Raw genomic sequence first — 25064 nt, forward strand, 5'->3', positions numbered from 1 at the left:
CGGACGGCCGGTCGTGCGCGGATTGCACCGCTGGCGTCCTGCACTTCCCACGAAGCGACAAGAGGACACTGCCATGAAATATTTCGCTCAACTGAGTCTCGACCATCTCTGGGCCCGGACGTTGCAGGAAATCGATTTCCTGCACGATGAAGCCCAACGCAATGATGCGGAGATGTCTGCACCAGACCTCAACATTCTGTCGAAAGCGCTCCGCGACCTGCGCAACGACGGGCCGCTTTCGGACCAGGTGGCTGGCGAGATCGGTCGCATCGAGGATCTTCTTTACGAAGCCGTCGCGCGAGAGACCCTCGGCTTCCGGAACGTCTTCGACGGAACGGATGACCCGGACCACGGTGCCATCGGGCGTGTCCTGGAGGTCCCTATTCTGTCGAAGAACGGCGCCGCTCTCGACGCTCTGCAACAGCGTTTCCGAAAGATCTTGGCCATGCGTGATCTTGTGGCGGCCCGGGTCGATGCGGGCTGCCAGATGGCTCGCCTGGGGGTCGCCGGAAACGACGCCGTCTCGGACAAGAGCGCAGCCTGAAGACCTATCCCGCACCGCTGCAGAACGACTGCGGCGGTGCGGGGGCCGATAAAAAAATCACGCGATCGGCAGGTTTTCTCTTCCTGTTCGAAAATAACGGACAATATTCTCCTTACCAGCACCGACGACCAGGCTTTGAGACCAACCGGAAGGAACCTGCCAACGCCCGACTTCTCCCCGCGACGGAACATGACGCCAAAGAATCAGGCACACCAGCACTGTTTCCGCCAGCGCATGAAAGGGGGAACATCTGCTCAACACAACATCCCCCCGACACAGCCGGGGCCGGTCTCGGCACCGCCTACGCGACGGAGCAGCACCTCCTCCGCCACGGTGCCAGCCTCTGCGACCTGTACGGTGCCTTCGGGCCGCCGATCCCGGACGCTGATGCCGCTGAGGCCGCGCTGCGCGACATCACACGCATCCTGGCCGACCAGACACCGTCGTCTCTCGACCGGATCGGGCATGCACGGGGCTTGCCAGCCTCCGACAAGACCCTCTGGCATGGGGCGCGGTTCCGTCGTGCCGACTAAGACCGGGGCACGCTGTGCCCTTCCGGCGGCGCGGGCTTGCCGCCTGAGCGTCTACCCGGACGAGTTCGGGATGGAGCAGGATATCTGCGACGTGACGCTGTGGCTAATCGAGAAGCACAGCCTGTCTCGTGTCCACGTCTGGGTGGACCGGCACTACACGCAGATCGGCCGGGAAATCGCCGGCGTCACCGTCATGACCTCGCCAAGGCACCCCGCGCGTTTGACCGAGGCGGCGCGCGCGGCGCCTTTCGCCCTCGGCTACACGAACGAAGACACCCGCGCAGACACTTACGGCCACCCGTTCTGCGACGGCCATCACTCGAGGCATGAGGCCATCCAGGCCTACGCGCGCATTGAGGGCGCGCTACGATGCTGGCGATCATCATAGGAAATTCGTAAGCATCTCGGAAAAGGGCGGCGAAAGCCGCCCTTTTTTTTTCATGCCTTTCGATCCTTGGTCCAATACCTGCGAATATTGCGCGTCTACTTCTCGGCAAGACCTCGGTACGGTCGCTGATGTGCTCATCCTGGCGACCTGTTCGACGGTGAACGGCAGCGGCGGTGCGCCATCAGCCCAAGAAGCCCAGAAAAAATTCCGGAAAGAGTTTCTATCCCCTGTTTCCGGTTCCCATATCCCTCGGGACAGTGCCAAACTCGCGTTCATGCGAGAAATGCCAGAAATGGCGGAAAATCGGGCGCTTACGCCCGATTGACCTTATTTGCTTGCGGAATGGACCTCCGACGCCCGCCGGTGGCCACTAATTGGCAGTCAGAACAGCGTGAGCCTAACCACCTCACCCGCATTTTGAATGGCCGCAGGCGGTGCAGGTCATGCAGCCCTCGACCATCCGCATCTCGTATTGGCCACAGCTCGGGCAGGCCGGGCCGGGGCGGTTGAGGCCGAGGTTCACGACCTCGGCGCGCGGATCGCTTTTCAAGCCCAGGCCTTCGCCTGCCAGAAACCCGGTCGCCACCATGTGCCTCTCGATTACCCCGCCGATCGCGGCCAGGATCGAGGGCACGTATTTGCCGCCCAGCCAGGCGCCGCCGCGCGGGTCGAACACCGCCTTCATCTCCTCGACGACGAAGCTCACGTCGCCGCCGCGCCGGAACACCGCCGAGATCATCCGCGTCAGCGCCACGGTCCAGGCGAAATGCTCCATGTTCTTGGAGTTGATGAACACCTCGAAGGGCCTACGGTGGCCGCTGACCACGAGGTCGTTGATGGTGATGTAGATCGCGTGTTCGCTGTCGGGCCACTTGAGCTTGTAGGTCGAGCCTTCCAGCGCCTGTGGCCGGTCGAGGGGTTCCGAGATGTAGACCACATCGCCGCCGGTTTCGATCTCGGGCGCCTTGTCAGACGCCTCGCTGACCGACAACACCGACCCGGTAACCGCGTTTGGGCGATAGGTCGTGCAACCCTTGCAGCCAGACTGGTAGGCGGCAAGGTAGACATCCTTGAAGTCCTCGAACGAGATGTCCTCGGGCACGTTGATGGTTTTCGAGATCGACGAATCCACCCATTTCTGCGCCGCCGCCTGCATCTTCACATGCGCCATCGGCGGCAGGGTCTGGGCGTTGACGAAATAGTCGGGCAATTCCCGGTCGCCGAATTTCTCGCGCCACATCTGCACGGCGTAGTCGACCACCTCCTCCTCGGTGCGGGTGCCGTCCTTTTGCAGCACCTTGCGGGTGTAGGCATAGGCGAACACCGGCTCGATCCCCGAGGACACGTTGCCGGCATAAAGGCTGATCGTGCCGGTCGGCGCGATCGAGGTCAGAAGCGCGTTGCGGATGCCGTGTTCACGGATCGCCTCGCGCACGTCCTCGTCCATATGCACGAGCGATCCGCTTTCCAGATAGCGCTCGGCGTCGAACAGCGGGAACGCGCCCTTTTCCTTGGCGAGATCCACGCTTGCCAGATAGGCGGCGCGCGCGATCCGCTTCATCCAGGCCTCGGTCTGCGCCGCCGCCTCGTCCGAGCCATAGGTCAGCCCCAGCATGATCAGCGCATCGGCCAGCCCGGTGACACCCAGCCCGATCCGGCGCTTGGCCAACGCCTCCTGGCGCTGCGCCTCCAGCGGAAAGCGGCTGGCGTCCACCACGTTGTCCATCATGCGCACGGCGGTGGCGACGATCTCGTCCAGCGCCGCCTCGTCCAGCGCCGCGCCCGCCTCGAACGGGTCCGTCACCAGCCGGGCAAGGTTGACCGACCCCAGCAGGCAGGCGCCATAGGGCGGCAGCGGCTGCTCGCCGCAAGGGTTGGTCGCGGCGATGGTCTCGCAATAGGCGAGGTTGTTCATCTGGTTGATGCGGTCGATGAAGATCACGCCCGGCTCGGCATAGTCGTAGGTCGCGCGCATGATGCGGTTGAACAGATCGCGCGCCTCGACGGTGTGATAGATGATGCCGTCGAACACCAGGTCCCAGCTTCCGCCGGACTTGACCGCGTCCATGAAGGCATCGGTCACCAGCACCGACATGTTGAACATGCGCAGCCGCGCCGGATCGGCCTTGGCGGCGATGAAATCCTCGATATCGGGGTGGTCGCAGCGCATCGTCGCCATCATCGCGCCGCGCCTCGACCCCGCCGACATGATGGTGCGGCACATCGCGTCCCACACATCCATGAACGAAAGCGGCCCCGAGGCATCCGCCGCCACGCCCTTCACATCCGCACCCCGTGGCCGGATGGTCGAGAAATCATAACCGATGCCGCCGCCCTGCTGCATGGTCAGGGCGGCCTCTTTCAGCATGTCGAAGATCCCGGCCATGCTGTCGGGGATGGTGCCCATCACGAAACAGTTGAACAGGGTGACGTTGCGCCCGGTGCCGGCGCCTGCCGTGATCCGCCCCGCCGGCAGGAACTTGAAATCCTCGAGTGCTTCGTAGAACTCGGCCTCATGCTCCGGCTCGCTGGCCGAAAGGGCACGCGCAACCCGGCGCCAACTGTCCTCGACCGACTTGTCCACCGGGGTGCCGTCGGCCTGTTTCAGCCGGTATTTCATGTCCCAGATCTGTTCCGCAATCGGGGCGGTGAAACGGCTCATGCGAGAATCCCTGCGCGTGGTGGAAGGCTTCGACGATACGCGCCCGACCCCAACAGGTCAACTTGCCAAGCCCGCCAGACCCACTATCTTGTGTCAGTGGGTGCTAAGGGGGTGCCATGTCACAACACGTCAACCTGGTCAAACTCTGCGTCGGCTGCGACAGCCCGGACCAGTTGGAAAACTGGCAGACGGCGCGCGCCAAGGGCGATCCCGCATACCAGCCGCGCCATGTCACCCGGATGTGGCCGAAACGCGAGGCCGAGCTTCTCGACGGCGGCTCGCTCTACTGGGTGTTCAAGGGCGTGATCCTGGCCCGCCAACGCCTGCTCTCGCTCGACGAAGTGATCGGCGAGGACGGAATCAGGCGCTGCGGCCTGGTGCTCGACCGCGAACTGGTGCGCACCAGCGCGGCCCCCCGGCGCCCGTTCCAGGGCTGGCGCTACCTCGCCGCCGCCGATGCCCCCGCCGACCTCACCAAGGCGCGCGCCAGCGACGACACCCTGCCGCCCGATCTGGCCGGCGCGCTGGCGGATATCGGCATTCTCTGACGCGCCTGCGTCTTCATCTTGGCAAAAAAACTCCAGGGGGAGCGTTCAATTCGCCCCGCGAATTGGACATGGGGGACAGCGTCCCCCGACCGGCCTGAAATCCTCAATACCCCGCGTCGCGGTCCACCAGGTGCAGGAACGGCTCGCCCGCCTCGCCCCGGCGGATGTTCTCCGCGATCACCCGCGACGCCGAGGCGGGCCGGGTTTCCGAGGCGACATGCGGTGTCACCGTCACCTTCGGGTGCCGCCAATAGGGGTGATCCGCCGGCAGCGGCTCCACCCGGAAGGTGTCGAGCGTCGCATGCCCCACCTGTCCGGCATCCAGCGCCGCCAGAAGTGCCGCGTCGTCGATCAGCGCGCCGCGCCCGGGGTTCAGCACCACCGCGCCTTCGGGCAGCAGCGCCAGCGTATCGGCGTTCAGCGTGTTCTCGGTGGCGTCGGTATGCGGCAGAAGCAGCACCAGGATCTCGGACCGGCGCAGCACCGCGCCCAGCCCGTCGTCGCCGTGAAAACAGGCAACACCGTCCAGCGTCTTTTCGCTGCGGCTCCAGCCTGCCACGTCGAACCGCAAAGCCGTCAACGCCCGCGCACAGGCCTGCCCCAGAACCCCCAGCCCCAGCACCCCGACGCGCCGGTCGCGCGCCAGCGGCGGGGTCTCCTGGGTCCAGTCGCCGGGCGCGCGCAGGATGTCACGGTCAATCCCGAGGTGGTGGCGCAGCACATGCGCGGTCACCCATTCGACCATGCCCTCGGTCAGGCCCTCGTCGACCATGCGGGCATAGGGCATGGTCAGCTTCGGGTTGCCGATGATCGTCTCGACCCCGGCCCAGAGGCCCAGCGCCGCCTTGGCGTTCACATAGGCGCTCAGGTCGGTCTGCCCGCCCATCGGGGCATAGACGATGTAGTCCACCAGGGCCGGGTCCAGATCCTCGCCCAGCCGGGCTTCGATGCCGACATCCGCCAGTGCGGCTTGCAAATGCGGGCGGTAGGTCTCGAACAGCCCCGGCTTGGCGATCACTTGCACATTTACGCTCATTTCGGCCTCGCTCTGTGAACATGCGCCGATTGCACCAGTCCGAATCCGATCATCAGGATCAGCATCGCCGAACCGCCATAGCTGACCAGCGGCAGCGGCACGCCGACAACCGGCATCAGCCCCATCACCATCGACATGTTGACCGCGAAGAACAGGAAGAACGTGACCGCGACCCCCAGCGTCACCAGCGCGCTGAAGCGGTCGGTGTTGCGCATCGCAGAGACGACACAGAAAAACAGGATCGCGACGTAGAGCGCCAGAAGCGAGCTGGCGCCGATGAAGCCGAATTCCTCGGCCAGGGTGGTGAAGATGAAGTCGGTGTGCTTTTCCGGCAGGAAATTCAGGCGCGACTGGGTGCCCTGCATGAAGCCCCGCCCGGTCCAGCCGCCCGAGCCCAGCGCGATCTTGGACTGGGTGATGTGATAGCCCGCCCCCAGCGGGTCGATGGACGGGTCCAGGAAGGTGTCGATGCGTCGATACTGGTAATCGGCCAGCAATTGCCACTCGGTCCCGCGGCTGAGAAACACCGCCGTCACCGCGCCGATGCCGATCACGATCACGGCCACGAAATAAAGCCAGTGCACCCCCGCCAGGAACATCATCGCCGCCCCGCCCGCCAGCAGCAGGATGGCGGTGCCGAGGTCGGGCTGGGTGAGGACCAGCGCGGTCGGAACCAGGATGATGATCACCGGCAGAAGCACCCAGAGCGGCCGCGACACCTTGCCGATATCGAGCCAGTCGTAATAGGCCGCCAGCACCATCACCAGCGAGATCTTGGTCAGTTCCGAAGGCTGCAGGCGCATGAAGCCCAGGTCGATCCAGCGCTGCGCGCCCATGCCCACGTCGCCCACGAACTCGACCGCGACAAGCAGCGCCACCGACACCGCAAAGGCCAGCGCGGCCATGTTGCGCCAGAACCAGATCGGCACCATGGCGATGACCAGCATCATCGCCAGCCCGACGCCGAAGCGCTTCATCTGTGGCTCGGCCCAGGGCGTCATCGAACCGCCGGCGACGGAATAGAGCATCAGGATTCCGATCCCCGCCACCGCGATCAGCAGAAAGATCAGGTACCAGTTCAGGTAGAACAGCTTGCGGACGCCGGTGGGTGTCCATTTGACGTTGTATTCAAGAAAGGTCATGCGCGCTCCCGCCCCTGCGAGGGGGCCTGCGGCGGGCGCAGGTTCAGCGCCTCCAGACGGGTGCGTATGGTGCCGCGCTGCGACGGCGGATAGGCGTCGAGCGGCGGCACCCCGTCATAGATCGCCGCCAGCAGGATATCGCGCCCGATCGGCGCCGCCGCGGTCGAGCCGCCACCGCCATGCTCGACCACCACCGACACCGCGATCTCGGGCGCATCGTGCGGCGCGTAGCAGACGAACAGCGCGTGGTCGCGCCGCTCCCACGGCAGGTCGTCGTTCGAGGTGACGCCGGCGGCGCGTTCGGCGGCGGTGATGTTGCGCACCTGGCTGGTGCCGGTCTTGCCCGACATGCGCAGCCCCTCGGCCACCACCCGCGACGATCCGGCGGTGCCGCGCGCGGCGTTGACGACCTCGTACATGCCCTGGCGCACGGACACCAGGTGGGCCGGGTCGATGTCGAGCGGCGTGCGCCCGGCGACCGGCTGTTCGACCCCGTCTATGGCGCGCACCAGGCGCGGCTCGATCGCGTTGCCCGACGCCAGCCGCGCCGTCATCACCGCCAGTTGCAGCGGCGAGGCCAGCACGAAGCCCTGGCCGATGGTTGCGTTCAGCGTGTCGCCGATCATCCATTCGGCTTCGCGCGCCCGGCGTTTCCAGTCCTTGTCGGGCACCAGCCCCTCGGCCACACCCGACAGCGGCAGGTCATAGCGCTGGCCCAACCCCAGCCGCCGGGCCATGTCCGAGATCCGTTCGATCCCGACCTCCTGGGCGATCTCATAATAGAACACGTCGCAGCTTTCGCTGAGCGAGCGGATCAGGTTCACCTGCCCGTGGCCACCGCGACGCCAGCAATGGAACCGGCGTTGCCCCAGTTCGACGAAACCGCGGCAGGTGACGGTATCGTCCAGCGTGATCACGCCCGCCTCCAGCGCCGCCAGCGCGGTCACCATCTTGTAGGTCGAGCCGGGCGGATAGATGCCCTGCGCGGTCTTGTTGGCAAGCGGGCGGTAGGGGTCTTCGAGCAGCGCCTTGTAATCGGGGCCGGAGATGCCGCGCACGAACTTGTTGGGGTCGAAGCTGGGGGCCGAGGCCAGCGCCAGCAGATCGCCGGTGCGGCTGTCCATCACCACCGCCGCGGCGCTTTCACCGGCCAGCCGCGCCTCGCAGAAGTTCTGCAGCGCGTGGTTCACCGTCAGTTGCACGTTGCCGCCCGGCTCGCCCTCCTGGCGGTCGAGCTCGCGCATCACGCGGCCGACCGCGTTGACCTCGACATGGGTGGTGCCGGCAGACCCGCGCAGTGTCTTTTCCAGCTTGGCCTCAACCCCGGTCTTGCCGATCTGGAAGCGCGGGATCTGCAACAGCGGGTCCTTGTCGTCGATCCGGTTCAGGTCATAATCCGACACCGGCCCGACATAGCCCACCACATGCGCGAAATCCGACCCCAGCGGGTAGTGCCGCGACAGGCCCAGTTCCGGCGAGATGCCGGGCAGCGCCGGGGCGTTGACCGCCACTTCCGACACGTCCTCCCAACTGACCCGCTCGGCCACCGTGACCGGCACGAAGGGGCTCAGGCGCTTCATGTCGGCGATCACCCGCGCCTTGTCTTCGGGGGTCAGCCAGATCAGCTTGCCCAGCCGGTCCAGCACCTCTTCGGGGTCGCCCGCATCCTCGCGCACGATCACGATGGAATAGTTCTGCTCGTTGCCCGCAAGCAGCACGCCCTTGCGATCGAAGATCAGCCCGCGCGCTGGTGGCAGCAGGCGGATGTTGATGCGGTTCTGTTCCGACAGCATCCGGTAGGCATCGGCCTCGCGCACCTGCATGTAGCGCAGGCGGCCCACCAGCACCGCCCCGAACGCCAGTTGCGCGCCGCCCAGCAGAAGGCCGCGCCGGGTGATCGTGCGGCTGCTCTTTTCGGTATCGGCAGGTGATCGTTTCATGCCAGCCGCGCCTCCGCCACGATCTCGCCGGGTTGCAGGCGGCGCACGCGCAGCACCCACACCGACACCGCCACGACCAGTGGATAGGCCAGCGCGTTGGCCAGAAACGCCATCACCGACAGCCCGAACCCGGCCTGGCCGACCAGAAACACCGACAGCAGCACCCGCTCAGCCAGCATCATCGCGGCCAGCACGGCGGCAACGGTCGCCCATTCGACCAGGAAGGACTGGTCGCGCAACAGCCCGGCGCGGGCGCGCAGGAACTCGAGCCCGACAACCGCAAGCGCTGTCCAGACACCGGGCGGGCGCAGGAACATCAGGTCGGTGAGCAACAGGGCAGCGGCGAACAGCAGCACCGGCACGAAATCGGGCCGACGCAGCACCCAGGCAAAGCCCAGGCAGACGATCAGGTCGGGCGGCATCAGACCGCCGCCCATGCCGCCCAGCGGCAAAAGGCGGATGAACACCACCACGCCGGAGAGGACCAGAAACAGCACGACATAGCCGATGCGGCGCAGGGTAAGCGGGTCGATCATTCGCTGCCCTCCGCCGTGTCTTCGGGCATGTCTCCAGCGGGCACGCCCTCGGCGACCGGGGCCAGAAGCGGGTTCATCACCACCAGCCCGCCCACATCCTCGACCACCTCGCCGGGATGGCTGCGCAAGACGCGCAGGAAATCGAGCCGCTGGTAATCCGCCGCCAGCCGCACCCGCAACCGGCCGTTCGGCCCCTTGATCACCTCGCCCACCAGAAGCCCCGCGGGAAACACCCCGCCATCGCCCGAGGACACAACCCGGTCACCCGGGCGCACGCCGTCGACCTTCTCGATGAACTCGAGAGGCGGGGCCGCGCTGTTGTCGCCGGACAAGAGCGCGTTCTGCCCCGAGGGCTGCACCGTCACCGGGATGCGGCTGTTGGAATCGCTCAGAAGGATCACCCGGCTGGTCCGGTCGCCGACGCCGGAAATCCGTCCGACCAGCCCCAGCCCGTCCATCGTCGCCCAGCCGTCGACCACCCCGTCGCGCGCGCCCACGTTCAGAAGAACCGACTGGCGGAACGGCGAGCCGGAATCGGTCAGCACCACGCCGGTGACATAGGACAGCCGCGCGTCCAGCCGCACGTTGTTCAGCGACATCAGCTCGGCGTTCTGCTGTTCGAGTTGCAGCGCCGCCTCGCGCCAGGCCTTCATCTGCTGAAGCTCGCGGCGCAATTCCTGGTTCTGCTCGTAGATCCGGGCGTAGGACTGGAAGCCCTCGACCATGTTGGCAGCCTTGGTCACCGGCACCAGCGCCCATTCCATGTTGGGGATCACCGCATCGACGATCTGGGCACGAAAGCGTTCGACGCGCGGGCTGTCGATCCGCCACAGCAGGAACAGACCGAACAGCGCAATGACCATCAGCCCGATCAGGATTCGCCTGACCGGGCCGACGTAGTCGTCACTGGTGCGTCGGTTCGTCGCCAATTGGCCTCCGTTTCCCGGGGCCGCCCCCGGCGTCAGCTATCGTAGTCGATAACGTGGCGCAGTTGCTTTTCGTATTCCAGTGCCCGCCCGGTTCCGAGCGCCACACAATTCAGTGGCTCGTCGGCCACCGAGATCGAAAGCCCGGTCTGCTCGCGCAAGGCCAGGTCCAGTTCGCCCAACAGCGCGCCGCCGCCGGTCAGCATCACGCCGCGATCCACGATGTCGGCGGCAAGGTCGGGCGGCGTGGTTTCCAGCGCCGCCATCACCGCCTCGCAGATCTGCTGCACCGGCTCGGACAGGGCCTCGGCCACCTGGGCCTGGTTGATCTCGATTTCCTTGGGCACGCCGTTCAACAGATCGCGCCCCCGGATCTGCATCGACACGCCGCGCCCGTCGTCGGGCATCCTGGCGGTGCCGATCGAGGTCTTGACCCGTTCCGCCGTGGCCTCGCCGATCAGCAGGTTGTGCTGGCGGCGCAGGTAATTGACGATGGCGTCGTCCATCCGGTCGCCACCGACCCGGACCGAACGGGCATAGACGATATCGCCAAGCGACAGCACCGCCACCTCGGTGGTGCCGCCGCCGATGTCCACGACCATGTTGCCGGTCGGATCGGTGATCGGCATCCCGGCCCCGATGGCCGCCGCGATCGGCTCCGCGATCAGCCCCGCCCGGCGCGCGCCCGCCGACAGCACCGACTGGCGAATCGCCCGCTTTTCCACCGGCGTCGCGCCATGCGGCACGCAGACGATGATCTTGGGCTTGGAGAAGGTAGTGCGCTTGTGGACCTTGCGGATGAAGTGCTTGATCATCTCCTCGGCGGTGTCGAAATCGGCGATCACGCCTTCGCGCATCGGCCGGATCGCCTCGATCGAGCCGGGCGTGCGGCCCAGCATCAGCTTGGCATCCTCGCCGACCGCCAGCACCTTCTTCACCCCGTCCTTGACGTGGTAGGCGACCACCGAGGGCTCATTCATGATGATCCCGCGGCCCTTGACATAGACCAGCGTGTTGGCCGTGCCGAGGTCGATCGCCATGTCGGACGAGAAGATGGCCGAGAGACCTAGCATGTTTGACGGACTTTCATTCACGTTACCCTGGCAGGCCGGGCCGGCCCGCATCCCCGGGGGGTTATAGGCAGAGGCGCGGCGCGTGGAAAGGCCCCGCGCCGCACCTTCCGGCAAGTTTCTGCTTGCCCCGGGGCGATCCTCAGACCGCCACGGGCTTGGTCCTTTCGCGCCGAACCAGCAGGTTGTTGAGCGCGTTCACATAAGCCTTGGCACTGGCCACCACCGTGTCGGTGTCCGACGACTGGCCGGTCACGATCTTGCCATCCTCTTCCATGCGCACCGTCACCGTGGCCTGGGCATCGGTGCCCTCGGTCACCGCGTGCACCTGGTAGAGGTTGAGCTTGGCGTCGTGCGCGAACAACGCCTTGATGGCGTTGAAGGTGGCATCCACCGGGCCATCGCCGGTGGCGGTGACCTGATGATCGGTGCCGTCAACGGTCAGGGTGAGGTCGGCCGATTGCGGCGCTTCGGTGCCGCAGATCACGCGCAGGAACTTGACCTTTATACGGTCGTTGGCGGCATCGGTGCCGTCACCGACCAGCGCGATCAGGTCTTCGTCGAACACCTCTTTCTTGCGGTCGGCCAGTTCCTTGAACCTCACGAAGATGTCACCGAGCTGGTTGTCGGCCAGGTCGTGCCCCAGGTCGCGCATCTTGGCCTTGAGCGCGGCCCGGCCGGAATGCTTGCCCAGCGGCAGGCTGGAGGCGGCCAGCCCGATATCCTCGGGGCGCATGATCTCGAAGTTCTCGGGGTTCTTCAGCATGCCGTCCTGGTGGATGCCGCTTTCGTGCGCAAAGGCGTTCTTGCCGACGATGGCCTTGTTGAACTGCACCGGAAAACCCGAGACCTGCGCGACCCGCCGGCTGATCGCCATGATCCGGGTGGTGTCGACATTGGTGCGGTAGGGCATGATGTCGTTGCGCACCTTTAGCGCCATCACCACCTCTTCCAGCGCGGTGTTGCCGGCGCGTTCGCCCAGCCCGTTGATGGTCGATTCGATCTGGCGCGCGCCCGCCTCGACAGCGGCCAGCGCGTTGGCCGTGGCCATGCCCAGGTCGTTGTGGCAATGGGTGGCGAACACCACCTCGTCGGCCCCCGGCACGCGTTCGATCAGCATGCGGATCAGCTCGGCCGATTCGCGCGGGGCGGTGTAGCCCACGGTGTCGGGGATGTTGATCGTGGTCGCGCCCGCCTTGATCGCGATCTCGATCACCCGGCAGAGATAGTCATGCTCGGTCCGCGTCGCGTCCATCGGCGACCATTGCACGTTGTCGCAGAGATTGCGGGCGTGGCTGACGGTCTCGTGGATCAGGTCGGCCATCGCATCCATCGACAGGCCGGGGATGTCGCGGTGCAGCGGCGAGGTGCCGATGAAGGTGTGGATGCGCGGGCGCTTGGCGTGTTTCACCGCCTCCCAGCAACGGTCGATATCCTTGAAGTTGGCGCGCGACAGCCCGCAGATCACCGCACTGTTGGCGCGCTTGGCGATCTCGCTCACTGCCGCGAAATCGCCTTCGGAGGCGATCGGGAAACCGGCCTCGATGATGTCCACACCCATCTCGTCGAGCATCTCGGCGATCTCGAGCTTTTCCTCGTGGGTCATGGTCGCGCCCGGGCTCTGTTCGCCGTCACGCAGGGTCGTGTCGAAAATCAGGACGCGGTCCTGTTCGGTCGGAGTGGTCATGTCGGTATCTCTCTCTTAGTCCTAGCCGTCAGTACGTCGGCGCGCACGATGTCCCCTGAGCGGTCGCGCCAACGGGCACGCTCAGAGGCGGCTAAGAAGCAGCAGCGCGGCGGCAAGCGGGCGCAGGGATGCGCCGGGCTTGGACGGAATATTGGCTGCCGTGTTCATGTGCGGCACTATAGCCCGGGCGGATCGAATGAAAAGGGCTTTTTGATCCAACTCCGGGGTGCACTGCGTAGCCTTCGGACGTGACAGAGGAACAAGATTGTCGTGAAAACCAATCAGGTCTTTCAATTTGAACAAAAATTGCCCAGAAGGGCGCGGAAAAATAAGTTGAATTACCCCATTGTTGGAACCCGGAGGTCGGGGACGATCCGAAACCCGGTTTTCACGACAGCAGGATTTGAGGAGTTTAGCGGGTCATGAGCCAAGCCCGGACGCGCAAGAGCGCCGCCGACCGACGTGCCGAGATTGTCGAGACCGCGATCCGGCTATCCGCCGAGATCGGGCCCGACCGGGTGACGACGCAACAGCTTGCCGATGCCGTGGGCGTGACCCAGCCGGCTATCTTTCGGCATTTCGCAACGAAAGCCGACATCTGGCTCGCGGTCGGCGAACGTATCGCCGCCAATTTCCGTGACATCCACGCCCAACCGCACAGCACCGCGGGCGACGATCCGCACGGCACATTGGTCAAGGTGATCGGGCACCATTTCGTCCACATCGCGCGCAACCCCGCCGTCCCGGCGATCCTGTTCTCGCGCGAGTTGCACAGCGAGGTCGCGACCCTGCGCGAGAGCTTCGCCGAATTGATGGCGGAGCGGCGCGCGGCGATCGCCGCCCTGATCCGCTCGGCGCAATCGGCTGGCCTGCACCGCGCCGAGATCGTGGCCGACGACGCCGCGCACCTGGTCCTGGCGGCGATCCAGGGCCTGTCGATGCGCTGGAGCCTCGAGGACCGGACCTTCGACCTGGCCGACGAAGGCGGACGGGTGATCGAGGGGCTTCTGAACTCGTTCCGCGCCTGACGGGTCCGCGCGCATCCTTCTCGCATTCAATTTGTCGCAGATATTGGCGTTCTTTATTGGCGCCTTGTGATGTAGAATGGCGTGCAACCCTGCGATTGCCGGATACCTATGGATTCGCGGCTGGGGCGCAGGGAGGAATTTCCGCGGCAGGCGGGCTTGGCCTGGCTGGACGGAAGACAAGGGAGAAGTCATGGCACATGTCGTCATTCTGGGGGCCGGTCTTGGCGGGACCATTCAGGCCTATGAGCTGAAGGACACGCTGACGCGCAGCGACAAGATCACCGTCATTTCAAACAAGCCGTATTTCCAGTTCACCCCGTCGAACCCCTGGGCCGGTGTCGGCTGGCGGTCGAAAAAGGACATCACCGTCGACCTCGAGCCGGTGATGAAACGCCGCGGCATCGACTTCATCTGCGATGCGGCCGAGAAACTCCTGCCCGAGGAAAACAAGATCGTCCTCGCCTCGGGCAAAGAGGTCACCTACGACTATCTGGTGATCGCGACCGGCCCGGAACTGGCCTTCGACGAGATCGAGGGTTTCGGCCCGGACGGGCACACCAACTCGGTCTGCCAGATCGAACACGCCGAGAAATCCGGCGGCGACGGCGGCACCTGGGAGAAATTCTGCGCCGACCCCGGCCCGATCGTGGTGGGCGCGGTGCAGGGGGCCAGCTGCTTTGGCCCGGCCTACGAATACCTGCTGACCATCGACACCGACCTGCGCCGGCGCAAGATCAAGCACAAGGTGCCGATGACCTACATCACGTCGGAACCCTATATCGGCCATCTCGGGCTGGGCGGGGTCGGCGACACCAAAGGCCTTCTGGAATCCGCGATGCGCGACCGCGACATCACCTGGATCACCAACGCCAAGACCGTGAAGTTCACCGAGGACGCGGTGCATTGCATCGAGATGAACGAGGACGGGACCGAGAAGAAGACTCATGAGGTGCCGTCGAAATACACCATGATGCTGCCGGCGTTCCGCGGCATCCCGGCGTTGATGGGGATCGAGGGGCTGGTGAACCCGCGCGGCTTCGTCATCGTGGACGAGTATCAGCGCAACCCGAAATACCGCAACATCTTCGGGATCGGCGTCGCCATCGCCATCGCGCCCCCGGTCGCCACCCCGGTGCCCACCGGCGTGCCCAAGACCGGCTTCATGATCGAATCGATGGTCACCGCCACCGCCAACAACATCCCCCGGATCATCCGTGGCGAAGAGCCCAACGAGTTGCCAAGCTGGAACGCGCTGTGCCTGGCAGATTTCGGCGACCGCGGCGCGGCCTTCCTGGCCATGCCGCAGAACCCGCCGCGCAACGTGAACTGGGCGGCGGAAGGCAAGTGGGTGCACTGGGCCAAGCTGGCCTTCGAGTGGTATTTCATCCGCAAGATCAAGAAGGGCGTGTCCGAGCCCTGGTATGAGAAATTCGCGATGAACCTGATGAAGATCAACAAGATCCGCTGAGGGTTTTCGCGGCGAGACAGGGGCCGTCCTTCGGGGCGGCCCTTTTCATTGCGCGGTTCCAAAACGGCGGTTCGGGTCGTCGCGGCAAGCCGCCGGGCAAAAGCCCTCTGAAGGCTTTTGCCCAAGGTTTTCGGGAAAACCTTGGGCCTCTTGCGTCAGTTTCCGTCCGTTGGGACAGCCGCATCCGGGGCGACATCCTCTGGAGCGGCCTCAGCCGGGGCGGCCTCCTCGCCCTCGTCCTCGCCGCCTTCCAGCATGGTGTCGAGAACCCCGTCGACCCATTCGCCGGAGGCGCGGGTGCCATCGGAATAGGACACGGTGCCCTGCCCCTCGCGCACCCCGTCGACGAAGTTGCCTTCGTAGACCGAGCCGTCGACATAGCGCTCCACCCCGAGGCCGTTTGCCAGACCGTTGGCCCAGGTGCCTTCGTAGCCGCTTCCGTCCGGCTTGGTCAGGGTGCCCTGGCCGGAGCGCTTGTTGGCCGCGAATTCGCCGACATAGACCGCGCCATCGGCAAAGGTCGTGGTGCCCTGGCCGTGGCGCAGACCGGCCTTCCACGACCCGGAATAGCTGTAGCCATCGGGATAGGTCAGCGTGCCTTCGCCCTCGTAGAGACCGGCGGCGAACATGCCGTCATAGACCGCGCCGTTGGCATAAGTTGCCACACCTTCGCCGTGGAACACGCCATCCTGCCAGCCGCCCTTGTAGGTCGCGCCGTCGGGATAGGTGATGGTGCCTTCGCCATCCGGCAGCCCGGCACGGAAGGCGCCTGCATAGACCGACCCGTCGGGATAGGTGATGGTGCCCTCGCCCTCGATCTGGCCCTCGATCCAGTTGCCGACATAGCGAAACCCGTCGACGCCGATGAAGGTGCCCTGGCCGTGGCGCTTGTCGTTGACGAAGGTGCCCTCGTAGATGTCGCCGTTGGCATAGGTGACCTTGCCCTCGCCAGCGCGCACCCCGGCCTCGAACGGGCCTTCGTAGCTGTCGCCGTTGGGCTGGGTCAGCTTGCCCTCGCCCTGCATCTGCCCATCGGCCCAGCCGCCGGTATAGACCATGCCATCGGCCCCGGTGAAGGTGCCCTGGCCGGCGCGCTGGTCGTCCTTCATGCCGCCGTCATAGACCGAACCGTCGACATAGGTGGAGCGGCCCTGGCCGTCCTTCACACCCATCACCCAGTCGCCTTCGTAGACATAGCCCGAGGGGCTTTCCATCCGGCCCTGCCCGTGATGCAGCGCGTTGCGGAACCCGCCTTCGTATTTCACGCCGTTGGCATAGATCGCCAGCCCGGAGCCGTTGATCTTGCCCTCGACCCAGTCACCCTCGTAGCTCGACCCGTCGGCAAAGGTGATCTTGCCGAAGCCATGCGGCCGGCCCTTGGCAAAGCTGCCCTCGTAGACCGAGCCGTTGGGAAAGCGCGCCGTGCCCTGGCCCCGGATTTCGCCATCGACGAACTGGCCGGTGTATTCATAGCCCGAGGGCATCCGGTAGGTGCCTTCGCCATGCGGCTCGCCATCCTTGAAGGTGCCCTCGTAGACACCGCCGTGATCGTATTGCTTGACCTCGACATCGCCATCCTGCGCGACCGCACCGCTCGCGGCCAGCATCAGCCCAAGCGCCACGCCCAGTCGCGCCGGCGCATGTCTCTCTCGAACCAGTCGACCCATGTCACTCCTCTTTCCGCGCCTGCCGTTGCCGTTAAGTCAGAAACCTATGCGAGCGCCCGGGCCGAGACAAACGTTTTCGCCCCGACCGGCGCTGCTGGCGGCTTTTCCTCCCGCGTGAACCTGTTAAATGTCAAAGTGTTCGCAACGGAGCGCGCATGACCCAACGATTTCGCCTGACCCTGGCCCAGCTCAACCCGACCCTCGGCGCGATCGATGAGAACGCCGCCCTGGCGCGGGCCGCCTGGGCCGAGTCCAGGGACGCCGGCGCCGACATGATCGCCTTTCCCGAAGGCTTCCTGACCGGCTACCAGCCGCAGGACCTGGTGATGCGAACGGCCTTCTGGCGCGATGCGATGGACGCCGCCGACCGGCTGGCGCGCGACTGCGCCGACGGCCCCGCGATCGGCATCGGCGCGCCGTTTCACGGCGGGCGCGATCTCTTCAACGCCTACTACATCCTCGAAGGCGGCAAGGTGCGCCTGCGCGTCACCAAGCAGGTGCTGCCCAACGAGACCGTGTTCGACGAAAAGCGCCTCTACACCCCCGGCCCTGACCAGGGCCCGTTCCGCATCGGCCCGCTTCTGATCGGCACCCCGATCTGCGAGGACGCCTGGTGGCCCGGGGTCTGCGCCACCATGACAGCCGCCGGGGCCGAGATCCTGCTTGTGCCCAACGGCTCGCCCTATTTCCGGGGCAAGATGCCGATCCGCCATGCCCATATGCGCGACCGGGCGGCGGAAACCGGGCGCGCGGTGATCTATCTCAACCTCGTCGGCGGGCAGGACGACCAGGTGTTCGACGGCGGCAGTTTCGGCGTGAACCCCGGCGCGGAAAACGGTGGCGACATCGCCTTTCAACTGCCCGCCTTCGACGAGGCGCTGGCCCATATCGACCTGACCGAAACCGGTGCGGGTTGGCGGATCGACCCGGGCGAGCGCGCGCCGTTGCCCGCCGAATGGGAGGCGGATTACCGCGCCATGGTGCTGTCGCTGGCCGACTACATGCGCAAGACCGGGTTTTCCAGGGTGCTGCTGGGCCTGTCGGGGGGCATCGATTCGGCGATCGTTGCGGCCATCGCCACGGACGCGTTGGGGCCGGACAACGTGCGCTGCGTGATGCTGCCGTCGGAGTTCACCACCGAGACCTCGCTGGACGATGCGAGGGCCGTCGCCGAGGCGCTGGGCTGCCGCTACGACATCATCCCGATCGCCGGGCCGCGCGCCGCCGTGACCGAGGCGCTGGCACCGCTGTTCAACGGCACCGAACCCGACGTGACCGAGGAAAACATCCAGTCGCGTCTGCGCGGCGTGCTCCTGATGGCGCTCAGCAACAAGTTCGGCGAAATGCTGCTGACCACCGGCAACAAGTCCGAAGGCGCGGTCGGCTATGCCACGATCTATGGCGACATGGCCGGCGGCTACAACCCGATCAAGGACCTCTACAAGACCCGGGTGTTCGAGACCTGCCGCTGGCGCAACGCCAACCACCGGCCCTGGATGAAGGGACCGGCAGGCGAGGTGATCGCGCCCCGGGTGATCGACAAACCGCCCTCCGCCGAGTTGCGCGCCGACCAGAAGGACGAGGATTCGCTGCCGCCATACGAGGTGCTCGACAGGGTCCTCGACGGGCTGATCGACCGCGAGGCCAGCGTGGCCGAGCTGGTGGCCGAGGGGTTCGACCGCGCGGTGGTGAAAAAGGTGGAGGGGCTGATCTTCACCTCGGAATACAAGCGCTTCCAGTCCGCCCCGGGCACGCGGCTCACACCCCGCAGCTTCTGGCTCGACCGGCGTTACCCGATGGTGAACCGCTGGCGCGACAACAGCTAGGCGCGGACATGGCCGGGCGTTGGTCGGAATACTGCACGAACCCCGCCGATCCTGCCCCCAAATGCCCCGGAAAATGCCGACTTCGGACAAGTTCGCCATTTCATCTTGGCAAAAATACTCCGGGGGAGGCGGTCGGTTTGCCCCGGCAAACCGACCGGCCGGGGGCAGCGCCCCCACCCGCCATTTCGATTGAGCCGACAGCCGGGAGTCGATAGGGTGACCGGGCAACTCATGCCCCGGAGGTCCTCGATGTTTCGACTCGCCGCCACCTCTCTTGCCACCGTCCTCGCCACCGCCATCGCCCTTCCCGCGATGGCTCAGGAGCTTCTGCCCCGCTACACGATCATGGGCACCGCGACCGTGACCGTCGACGGCACCGAGCACAGCCTCGTGATCCCCTACGATACGGAAAATGACAGCGCCTATGCCGCCGAGCGCAACATCATGGGCCGGCGCAGCGTCAACCTCCTGGCCCGTACCGTGAACGACGACGGCATACCCGGCAGCCCGATGCTGCAACTCACCTTCTGGGTCGACAACGGCACCGGCGACTTCCTGTCGGCCGAGTTCTTCGGCGAGGACATGAACACACCGCTCGCCGCCGGATCGGACGGCGGAACCGTCGCCTTCGGGAATTTCTCGATCAGCGACGACAACGAGATCAGCGCCGATTTCTCCGGCGAGTTCGTGCGGATGGAGAACTACATGTCCGAGCCCGCCATCGCCCCGGGCACCGACCCGGTGCCGATCAGCGGCACTTTCTCGGTGACCGTGCCCAAGCCCGAGTGACAACATGACAGACAGCGGCATCAAGACGCGCCCGACCGGCGCGAGCGTCGCGGAATTCCTGGCCGGGGTCGAACCGTCGCCGCGCCGTGCCGACGCCCTGGCCCTCGACGCGATCTTTCGCGAGGTGACCGGCTGGCAGCCCCGGATGTGGGGTCCGTCGATCGTCGGCTACGGCAGCTACCACTATGTCTACGACAGTGGGCACGAGGGCGACATGTGCGCCACCGGCTTCAGTCCGCGCAAGGCCAATCTGGTGCTCTACATCATGCCCGGCTACCAGGATTACAGCGACTTGCTGGCCGGGCTTGGCAAGCACCGGCTGGGCAAATCCTGCCTCTACCTGGGCAAGCTCGCCGATGTCGACCTGGGGATGCTGCGGCAGATCATCCGGACCGGGCTTGACGACCTCGCGGTCAACCACACGGTCAGCCCGGGCTAGGCGTCATTCCCACCAGCGGTCGATCGCGGCGATATCGTCATCCGACCAGCCGAAATGATGCGCCAGTTCGTGCACCATCACATGCGCCACCAGGTCGGCCAGCGCCACGTCGCCGCGCGCAATCCATTCGTCCAGGATCGCCCGGCGAAACAGCCGGATCACGTCCGGCCCGGTCCCCGGGTCCATCACCGATTTGTGGGTCAGCGGGATGCCTTCGTAAAGCCCGGTCAGTGCGAACGGATCGTCCATCCCCATCTCGTCCAGCAGCGCATCGTCGGCCAGGTCTTCGACCCGCAGCAAGACGTCGCGCGCCGGGCCGCGAAACGCCTCGGGCAGTGCCTCGACGGCCTCCAGCGCCATGCGTTCGATCTCGTCCAGCCCCGGCGCGTCCATCACCAGCCCCCGGTGCTGATAAAGGCGCCGGCCATCACGAACAGGATCGAGAACAGCGTCACCGCCCGGATATGCCAGCCCATCAGCGGCAGCGTTTCCGCCGACAGGTTCGGGATCACCCGGAAGCGCGCATTCAGCGCCAGCCCGGCGGTCATCGCCAACAGGATCAGCTTGACCGCCACCGCGCCGGATACGGCGTCGTCAAAGGCGAACCACGCACGCCAGTCGGGTGCCACCGCATAGGCCAGCCACAAACCGCTGGCTACCTGCACCAGAAGGGCCGGGATGCCGATGCGCTCGAACCCGGCCTCGAAATCCGTCAGGATCTGCGGCGACCCTGCCCTGAGCGCACGCGGCAGCACGCTCACCGCCAGCACCAGGTGCCCGCCGGTCCAGATCGCCGCACCCAGAAGATGCGCGGTCAGCACCCAGTAGAACATGCCGAATCCTTTTCCGCCCGTCACCGCCCAGATATGGACAAAACCCCGCGCATATGAAAGAGCAGCCGGCAAGGAGACCGCCATGACCACCACCCGTTTCGCGCCCTCGCCCACCGGCTATCTGCATGTCGGCAACCTGCGCACCGCGCTGATCAATTTCCTGATCGCCCGCAAGGCCGGCGGCCAGTTCATCCTGCGCCTCGATGACACCGACCCGGAACGCTCGAAGCCCGAATATGCCGACGCGATCAAGCAGGATCTGGAATGGCTGGGCCTGACCTGGGACCGGGTGGAAACCCAATCCTCGCGCCTCGACCGCTACGAGGCCGCCGCCGACGAGCTGCGCGCCAAGGGCCGGTTCTACGAGTGTTTCGAGACCCCGACCGAGCTGGACCTCAAGCGCAAGAAACAGCTCAACATGGGCAAGCCGCCGGTCTACGACCGCGCCGCTCTGGCGCTGAGCGAGGATGAAAAGGCGACGCTCCGGGCCGAGCGCGGCGCCGGCCACTGGCGCTTCAAGCTCGACCACAGCCGGATCGAATGGACCGACGGCATCCTCGGGACGCTCTCGATCGACGCGGCCAGCGTGTCGGACCCGGTGCTGATCCGCGCCGACGGGCAGTTTCTCTACACGCTGGCCTCGGTCTGCGACGACATCGACTTCGGGATCACCGACGTGGTGCGCGGCTCGGACCACGTTACCAACACCGCGACCCAGATCCAGATCATCGAAGCGCTGGGCGGCACCGTGCCGCGCTTTGCACACCACTCGCTTCTGACCGGCCCGCACGGCGAGGCGCTGTCAAAACGCCTCGGCACGCTGGCGCTGCGCGACCTGCGAGCACAGGGCATCCAGCCGATGGCGCTGCTCAGCCTGATGGCGCGGCTGGGCTCGTCGCAGCCGGTCGAACTGCGCCAGTCGATCGACGAGATCGTCGAGGGCTTCGATCTGTCCACCTTCGGCACCGCACCCACCAAGTTCGACGTGGCCGACCTGTTGCCGCTGACCGCGCATTACCTCGCCACCCTGCCCTATGCGGCGGTGGCCGAGCATGTCCGCGCGCTGGGCGTGCCGGACGATATCGCCGAAGCCTTTTGGACGGTGGCGCGCGAGAACATCACCAAGCTCTCCGACCTCGAGGACTGGTGGCAGCTTTGCCGCGACGGCGCCGAGCCGCTGGTTGACGAGGACGACCGCGAGATGATCGCCACCGCCTTCGACCTCCTGCCCGATCCGCCCTATACGGCCGACAGTTGGAGCACCTGGACCGCCGAGGTCAAATCCGCCACGGGGCGCAAGGGCCGGGGTCTGTTCATGCCACTCAGAAAGGCCCTGACCGGGCGCGAGCATGGCCCGGACATGTCGTCGCTTATGCCGCTTCTGCAAAAGGTCCGGCGCTGACAGGCCGCTTCATCTTGGCTGAAATACTCCCGCCGGAGGCATGAAAGGTTCAACCCGACCGCTCCGATTGCGCCAAAACCGGCCACTCGATACGCGAATCCTGCAACCTGCCCGCCGCGGCAGCCCGCGACTTCACAGCCGCACGATCCCCGCGCCGACCGTCGCCAGCCCGTCGTCCACCATGTCGCGCTCCGCACCGCTCAGGCTCTGCGCACGGCGGTAGCGCGGGGCGGCCCGGTCATCGAGGATCGGCACCTCCCAGCCATCCGTGGTCTCGAAGAAATGCCGCACGCCAGCTTCGCCGAACTCGGTCAGGAACCCCTGCACCACCACGTCGACATAGCTCAGAAGCACCGGATGCGCGGCGCTCGGCACCGCCTGGTCCACGCCGGGGATGGCATAGATCGCCACCTCGATATCGCGCCCGACGGGATGCGCCACGGCGCGGGTGACCGGGTGCCGGTGATAGGCACGCTCGCGTTCATCGAGCGCCGTCCAATCCGCCCCCGGCACCGCTGCGATCAGCCCGTCGATGACCGCGCCGGGCGAAGGCACCACGGTCAGAAAGCTCACGTCACGCAGCGGCGAATGCCGCCAGGCACGCCGCCACCCGGACACCCGCGCCGGGTGAGCCTCGGGGAAATCGTGGGTGCGCCGGTTGACCAGCGACCCGTAGCCAAAGAAGAACGCGTCAGACATAGGGGCAATCTGATCGCCCGGCGCGACCGACACAAGGGCTGCGAGGCCGGGCCGATAAACGGGGGCTTGTAAGGGCCATGCAAGCCCGCTAACGTCCCCGCACCTGCGCAGGGAGAACCCGGCGGGCCGCTCGCGGCTTGGCCGGTGCCGAAGGAGCAACCGCCCCGGTAAACTCTCAGGCAAACGGACCTCGCAGGGTCAAACTCTGGAGAGACCCCGGGCCAGCCGGGGCGCCGAAGGGATAACGATCTCAGGCGTCAGGACAGAGGGGGCATCGAACGGGCCAAGGGCCCAGCGATGCCGGGCGCGCCACCCCGGCGGGGGAAACCGGATGGGTGAGTTGCAGCGCACGGTCTTATACGATCTGCACAAGGAATACGGGGCCAAGATGGTTCCCTTCGCGGGCTGGGACATGCCCGTTCAATTCGCGTCCGGCGTGATGAAGGAGCACCTTCACACCCGTGCCGAAGCGGGACTGTTCGACGTCAGCCACATGGCCCAGGTCATCCTGCGCGGCGACGACGCGGCCCGCGCGCTCGAGGCACTGGTGCCGGTCGACGTGATCGGGCTGAAGCCGGGTCGGCAGCGCTATGCGATGTTCACCACACCCGAGGGCGGGCTGCTTGACGACTTGATGATCGCCAACAAGGGCGATCACCTGTTTCTGGTGCTGAACGCCGCGCGACGCGATGTCGACCTTGCCCATCTGCACGCCAACCTGTCCGGCCTCGAGGTCGAGGAAATCACCGGCCGCGCGCTGGTCGCGCTGCAGGGCCCCAAGGCCGAGGCGGTGCTGGCCGCGCTCAACCCGGCTGTCCGCGACATGCGTTTCATGGACGTGGCCGACCTCGAGCTTGCGGGCGCCACCTGCTGGGTCAGCCGCTCGGGCTATACCGGCGAGGACGGCTTTGAGATCTCGGTGCCCAACACGATGGCGCCGCGCCTCGCACGGGCCCTGCTCGACGATCCCCGCGTGCAGCCGATCGGCCTCGGCGCGCGCGATTCTTTGCGGCTCGAGGCCGGGCTGTGCCTTTATGGCTCCGACATCGACGAGACCACCACGCCGGCCGAGGCCGATCTGGGCTGGGCGATCCAGAAGGTCCGCCGCCCCGGTGGCGCGCGTGAGGGTGGCTTTCCCGGCGCCGACAGGATCTTGGCCGAACTGACGGACGGGACCGAACGCCGACGCGTCGGCCTTGCCCCCGACGGCCGCGCCCCGATGCGCGCCGGCACCCAGCTTTTCGCCGACGAGGACGGCGCCGAGCCGATCGGCAGCATCACCTCGGGCGCCTTCGGCCCGTCGATTGAACGGCCGATGTCGATGGGCTATGTCCCCGCCGGCATGGCCAAACCCGGCACGAGGCTGTTCGGCGATGTGCGCGGCAAGCGTCTGCCTGTCAGCGTTGCCGAACTGCCCTTCCACCCCCACACATACAAGCGTTGATCCAACAGGAGCATTCCATGAAGTACACCGAAGAACACGAATGGCTCGAAGAGGCCGATGGCATCGTCACCGTGGGCATTACCGCCCATGCCGCCGAACAGCTGGGCGACATCGTATTCGTCGAACTGCCCGAGGCCGGCACGACCGTCTCGAAAGATGACGAGGTCGTGGTGATCGAAAGCGTCAAGGCCGCCTCCGACATCCTCGCGCCGCTGGATGGCGAGATCGTCGAGGTGAACGACGCGATTTCCGACGATCCCGGCAAGGTCAACGAAGACCCCGAGGGCGACGCCTGGTTCTTCAAGCTCAGGATCGAGGACGTTTCGGTGCTCGACGACCTGATGGACGAAGCCGCCTACAAGGCCTTTATCGGCTGATTGAACGCCGGTTGCCCGGATCGCCAAGGGTCTGCGAGCGACCCTTGGCAAATCTCTTGTGAAGAGATTTGCCCACGGAG

General features: G+C 66.0%; 25 protein-coding genes and 1 riboswitch. Of the genes, 12 read left to right on the forward strand and 13 right to left on the reverse strand.

Going from position 1 to position 25064, the window contains the following annotated elements; translation table 11 throughout:
• Positions 1-73: 73 nt before the first annotated feature.
• The 3 genes from FVF75_RS12890 to FVF75_RS12900 all read left to right on the forward strand — a co-directional run bounded on the left by FVF75_RS12890 (position 74) and on the right by FVF75_RS12900 (position 1790).
• Positions 74-544, forward strand: a complete 471-nt coding sequence (locus FVF75_RS12890; protein WP_148378625.1) for a hypothetical protein — start codon at positions 74-76, stop codon at positions 542-544.
• A 603-nt stretch (positions 545-1147) separates the two neighbouring features.
• A complete protein-coding gene (locus tag FVF75_RS12895) occupies positions 1148-1465 on the forward strand; it encodes a hypothetical protein (RefSeq protein WP_148378628.1) in 318 nt (105 codons plus the stop codon).
• Positions 1431-1790 carry a hypothetical protein gene (locus tag FVF75_RS12900; RefSeq protein WP_148378631.1) on the forward strand — a complete coding sequence of 120 codons (360 nt, stop codon included), beginning with the start codon at positions 1431-1433 and terminating at the stop codon, positions 1788-1790. The genes FVF75_RS12895 and FVF75_RS12900 overlap by 35 nt, the downstream gene beginning before the upstream one ends.
• A gap of 81 nt (positions 1791-1871) precedes the next feature.
• Here the strand turns inward: FVF75_RS12900 and FVF75_RS12905 are convergent, their stop codons facing one another.
• Positions 1872-4127, reverse strand: a complete 2256-nt coding sequence (locus FVF75_RS12905) for an adenosylcobalamin-dependent ribonucleoside-diphosphate reductase (protein ID WP_148378634.1) — start codon at positions 4125-4127, stop codon at positions 1872-1874.
• Positions 4128-4243: 116 nt separating this feature from the next.
• Here FVF75_RS12905 and FVF75_RS12910 point away from each other — a divergent pair, with 116 nt between their 5' ends.
• On the forward strand, positions 4244-4675 hold the full coding sequence (locus FVF75_RS12910; protein WP_148378637.1) for a DUF1489 family protein: 432 nt from the start codon (positions 4244-4246) through the stop codon (positions 4673-4675).
• 103 nt (positions 4676-4778) lie between these two features.
• On the opposite strand, the gene FVF75_RS12915 is transcribed toward FVF75_RS12910, so the two are convergent.
• The 8 genes from FVF75_RS12915 to FVF75_RS12950 form a co-directional block, all read right to left on the reverse strand.
• A complete protein-coding gene (locus tag FVF75_RS12915; protein ID WP_148378639.1) occupies positions 4779-5711 on the reverse strand; it encodes an NAD(P)-dependent oxidoreductase in 933 nt (310 codons plus the stop codon).
• Complete coding sequence (gene rodA, locus FVF75_RS12920; RefSeq protein WP_148378642.1) at positions 5708-6853, reverse strand: rod shape-determining protein RodA; 1146 nt, start codon at positions 6851-6853, stop codon at positions 5708-5710. Before rodA ends, FVF75_RS12915 begins: the two co-directional genes overlap by 4 nt.
• Complete coding sequence (gene mrdA / locus FVF75_RS12925) at positions 6850-8793, reverse strand: penicillin-binding protein 2 (RefSeq protein WP_148378644.1); 1944 nt, start codon at positions 8791-8793, stop codon at positions 6850-6852. Before mrdA ends, rodA begins: the two co-directional genes overlap by 4 nt.
• The gene (locus tag FVF75_RS12930; protein WP_148378647.1) at positions 8790-9329 is read right to left on the reverse strand and encodes a rod shape-determining protein MreD; all 540 of its coding nucleotides are present in this window, start codon (positions 9327-9329) and stop codon (positions 8790-8792) included. Before FVF75_RS12930 ends, mrdA begins: the two co-directional genes overlap by 4 nt.
• On the reverse strand, positions 9326-10258 hold the full coding sequence (gene mreC, locus FVF75_RS12935; protein WP_148378650.1) for a rod shape-determining protein MreC: 933 nt from the start codon (positions 10256-10258) through the stop codon (positions 9326-9328). The genes FVF75_RS12930 and mreC overlap by 4 nt, the downstream gene beginning before the upstream one ends.
• A 32-nt stretch (positions 10259-10290) precedes the next feature.
• On the reverse strand, positions 10291-11328 hold the full coding sequence (locus tag FVF75_RS12940; RefSeq protein ID WP_148378653.1) for a rod shape-determining protein: 1038 nt from the start codon (positions 11326-11328) through the stop codon (positions 10291-10293).
• Positions 11329-11467: 139 nt separating this feature from the next.
• Positions 11468-13012, reverse strand: a complete 1545-nt coding sequence (locus tag FVF75_RS12945) for a 2-isopropylmalate synthase (RefSeq protein WP_148378656.1) — start codon at positions 13010-13012, stop codon at positions 11468-11470.
• An 81-nt stretch (positions 13013-13093) separates the two neighbouring features.
• Positions 13094-13306, reverse strand: coding sequence for a hypothetical protein (locus FVF75_RS12950; RefSeq protein ID WP_148378659.1), 213 nt, complete (start codon positions 13304-13306; stop codon positions 13094-13096).
• Between the two features lie 128 nt (positions 13307-13434).
• Between FVF75_RS12950 and FVF75_RS12955 the strand changes: the two genes are divergently transcribed.
• Positions 13435-14040, forward strand: a complete 606-nt coding sequence (locus FVF75_RS12955; RefSeq protein WP_148378664.1) for a TetR/AcrR family transcriptional regulator — start codon at positions 13435-13437, stop codon at positions 14038-14040.
• Positions 14041-14230: 190 nt separating this feature from the next.
• Complete coding sequence (locus FVF75_RS12960) at positions 14231-15508, forward strand: NAD(P)/FAD-dependent oxidoreductase (protein WP_148378667.1); 1278 nt, start codon at positions 14231-14233, stop codon at positions 15506-15508.
• 155 nt (positions 15509-15663) lie between these two features.
• Here the strand turns inward: FVF75_RS12960 and FVF75_RS12965 are convergent, their stop codons facing one another.
• Positions 15664-17175, reverse strand: coding sequence for an MORN repeat-containing protein (locus FVF75_RS12965; RefSeq protein ID WP_425463234.1), 1512 nt, complete (start codon positions 17173-17175; stop codon positions 15664-15666).
• 155 nt (positions 17176-17330) lie between these two features.
• Between FVF75_RS12965 and FVF75_RS12970 the strand changes: the two genes are divergently transcribed.
• From FVF75_RS12970 to FVF75_RS12980, 3 genes are all read left to right on the forward strand, one after another.
• The gene (locus tag FVF75_RS12970) at positions 17331-19001 is read left to right on the forward strand and encodes an NAD+ synthase (RefSeq protein ID WP_148378669.1); all 1671 of its coding nucleotides are present in this window, start codon (positions 17331-17333) and stop codon (positions 18999-19001) included.
• Positions 19002-19250: 249 nt separating this feature from the next.
• Positions 19251-19790, forward strand: a complete 540-nt coding sequence (locus tag FVF75_RS12975; RefSeq protein WP_148378671.1) for a hypothetical protein — start codon at positions 19251-19253, stop codon at positions 19788-19790.
• Positions 19791-19794: 4 nt separating this feature from the next.
• Positions 19795-20229, forward strand: coding sequence for a DUF1801 domain-containing protein (locus FVF75_RS12980; protein ID WP_148378673.1), 435 nt, complete (start codon positions 19795-19797; stop codon positions 20227-20229).
• 3 nt (positions 20230-20232) lie between these two features.
• Here FVF75_RS12980 and FVF75_RS12985 read toward each other — a convergent pair whose 3' ends face one another.
• Positions 20233-20622, reverse strand: coding sequence for a metallopeptidase family protein (locus FVF75_RS12985; RefSeq protein ID WP_148378675.1), 390 nt, complete (start codon positions 20620-20622; stop codon positions 20233-20235).
• Positions 20622-21086: a CopD family protein gene (locus FVF75_RS12990; RefSeq protein ID WP_222861228.1), complete on the reverse strand. Its 465-nt coding sequence runs from the start codon at positions 21084-21086 to the stop codon at positions 20622-20624. Before FVF75_RS12990 ends, FVF75_RS12985 begins: the two co-directional genes overlap by 1 nt.
• 58 nt (positions 21087-21144) lie before the next feature.
• On the opposite strand from FVF75_RS12990, the gene gltX reads away from it, so the two are divergent.
• Complete coding sequence (gltX, locus tag FVF75_RS12995) at positions 21145-22464, forward strand: glutamate--tRNA ligase (protein WP_148378677.1); 1320 nt, start codon at positions 21145-21147, stop codon at positions 22462-22464.
• Positions 22465-22596: 132 nt separating this feature from the next.
• Here the strand turns inward: gltX and FVF75_RS13000 are convergent, their stop codons facing one another.
• Positions 22597-23163: a gamma-glutamylcyclotransferase family protein gene (locus FVF75_RS13000; RefSeq protein WP_148378679.1), complete on the reverse strand. Its 567-nt coding sequence runs from the start codon at positions 23161-23163 to the stop codon at positions 22597-22599.
• 98 nt (positions 23164-23261) lie between these two features.
• Positions 23262-23364, forward strand: a riboswitch (glycine riboswitch).
• A gap of 130 nt (positions 23365-23494) precedes the next feature.
• Here FVF75_RS13000 and gcvT point away from each other — a divergent pair.
• Positions 23495-24607: a glycine cleavage system aminomethyltransferase GcvT gene (gene gcvT / locus FVF75_RS13005; RefSeq protein ID WP_148378681.1), complete on the forward strand. Its 1113-nt coding sequence runs from the start codon at positions 23495-23497 to the stop codon at positions 24605-24607.
• Between the two features lie 17 nt (positions 24608-24624).
• On the forward strand, positions 24625-24984 hold the full coding sequence (gene gcvH, locus FVF75_RS13010; RefSeq protein ID WP_148378683.1) for a glycine cleavage system protein GcvH: 360 nt from the start codon (positions 24625-24627) through the stop codon (positions 24982-24984).
• Positions 24985-25064: the final 80 nt, after the last annotated feature.

This window comes from Maritimibacter fusiformis (assembly GCF_008086115.1).
Taxonomy (GTDB): domain Bacteria; phylum Pseudomonadota; class Alphaproteobacteria; order Rhodobacterales; family Rhodobacteraceae; genus Muriiphilus; species Muriiphilus fusiformis.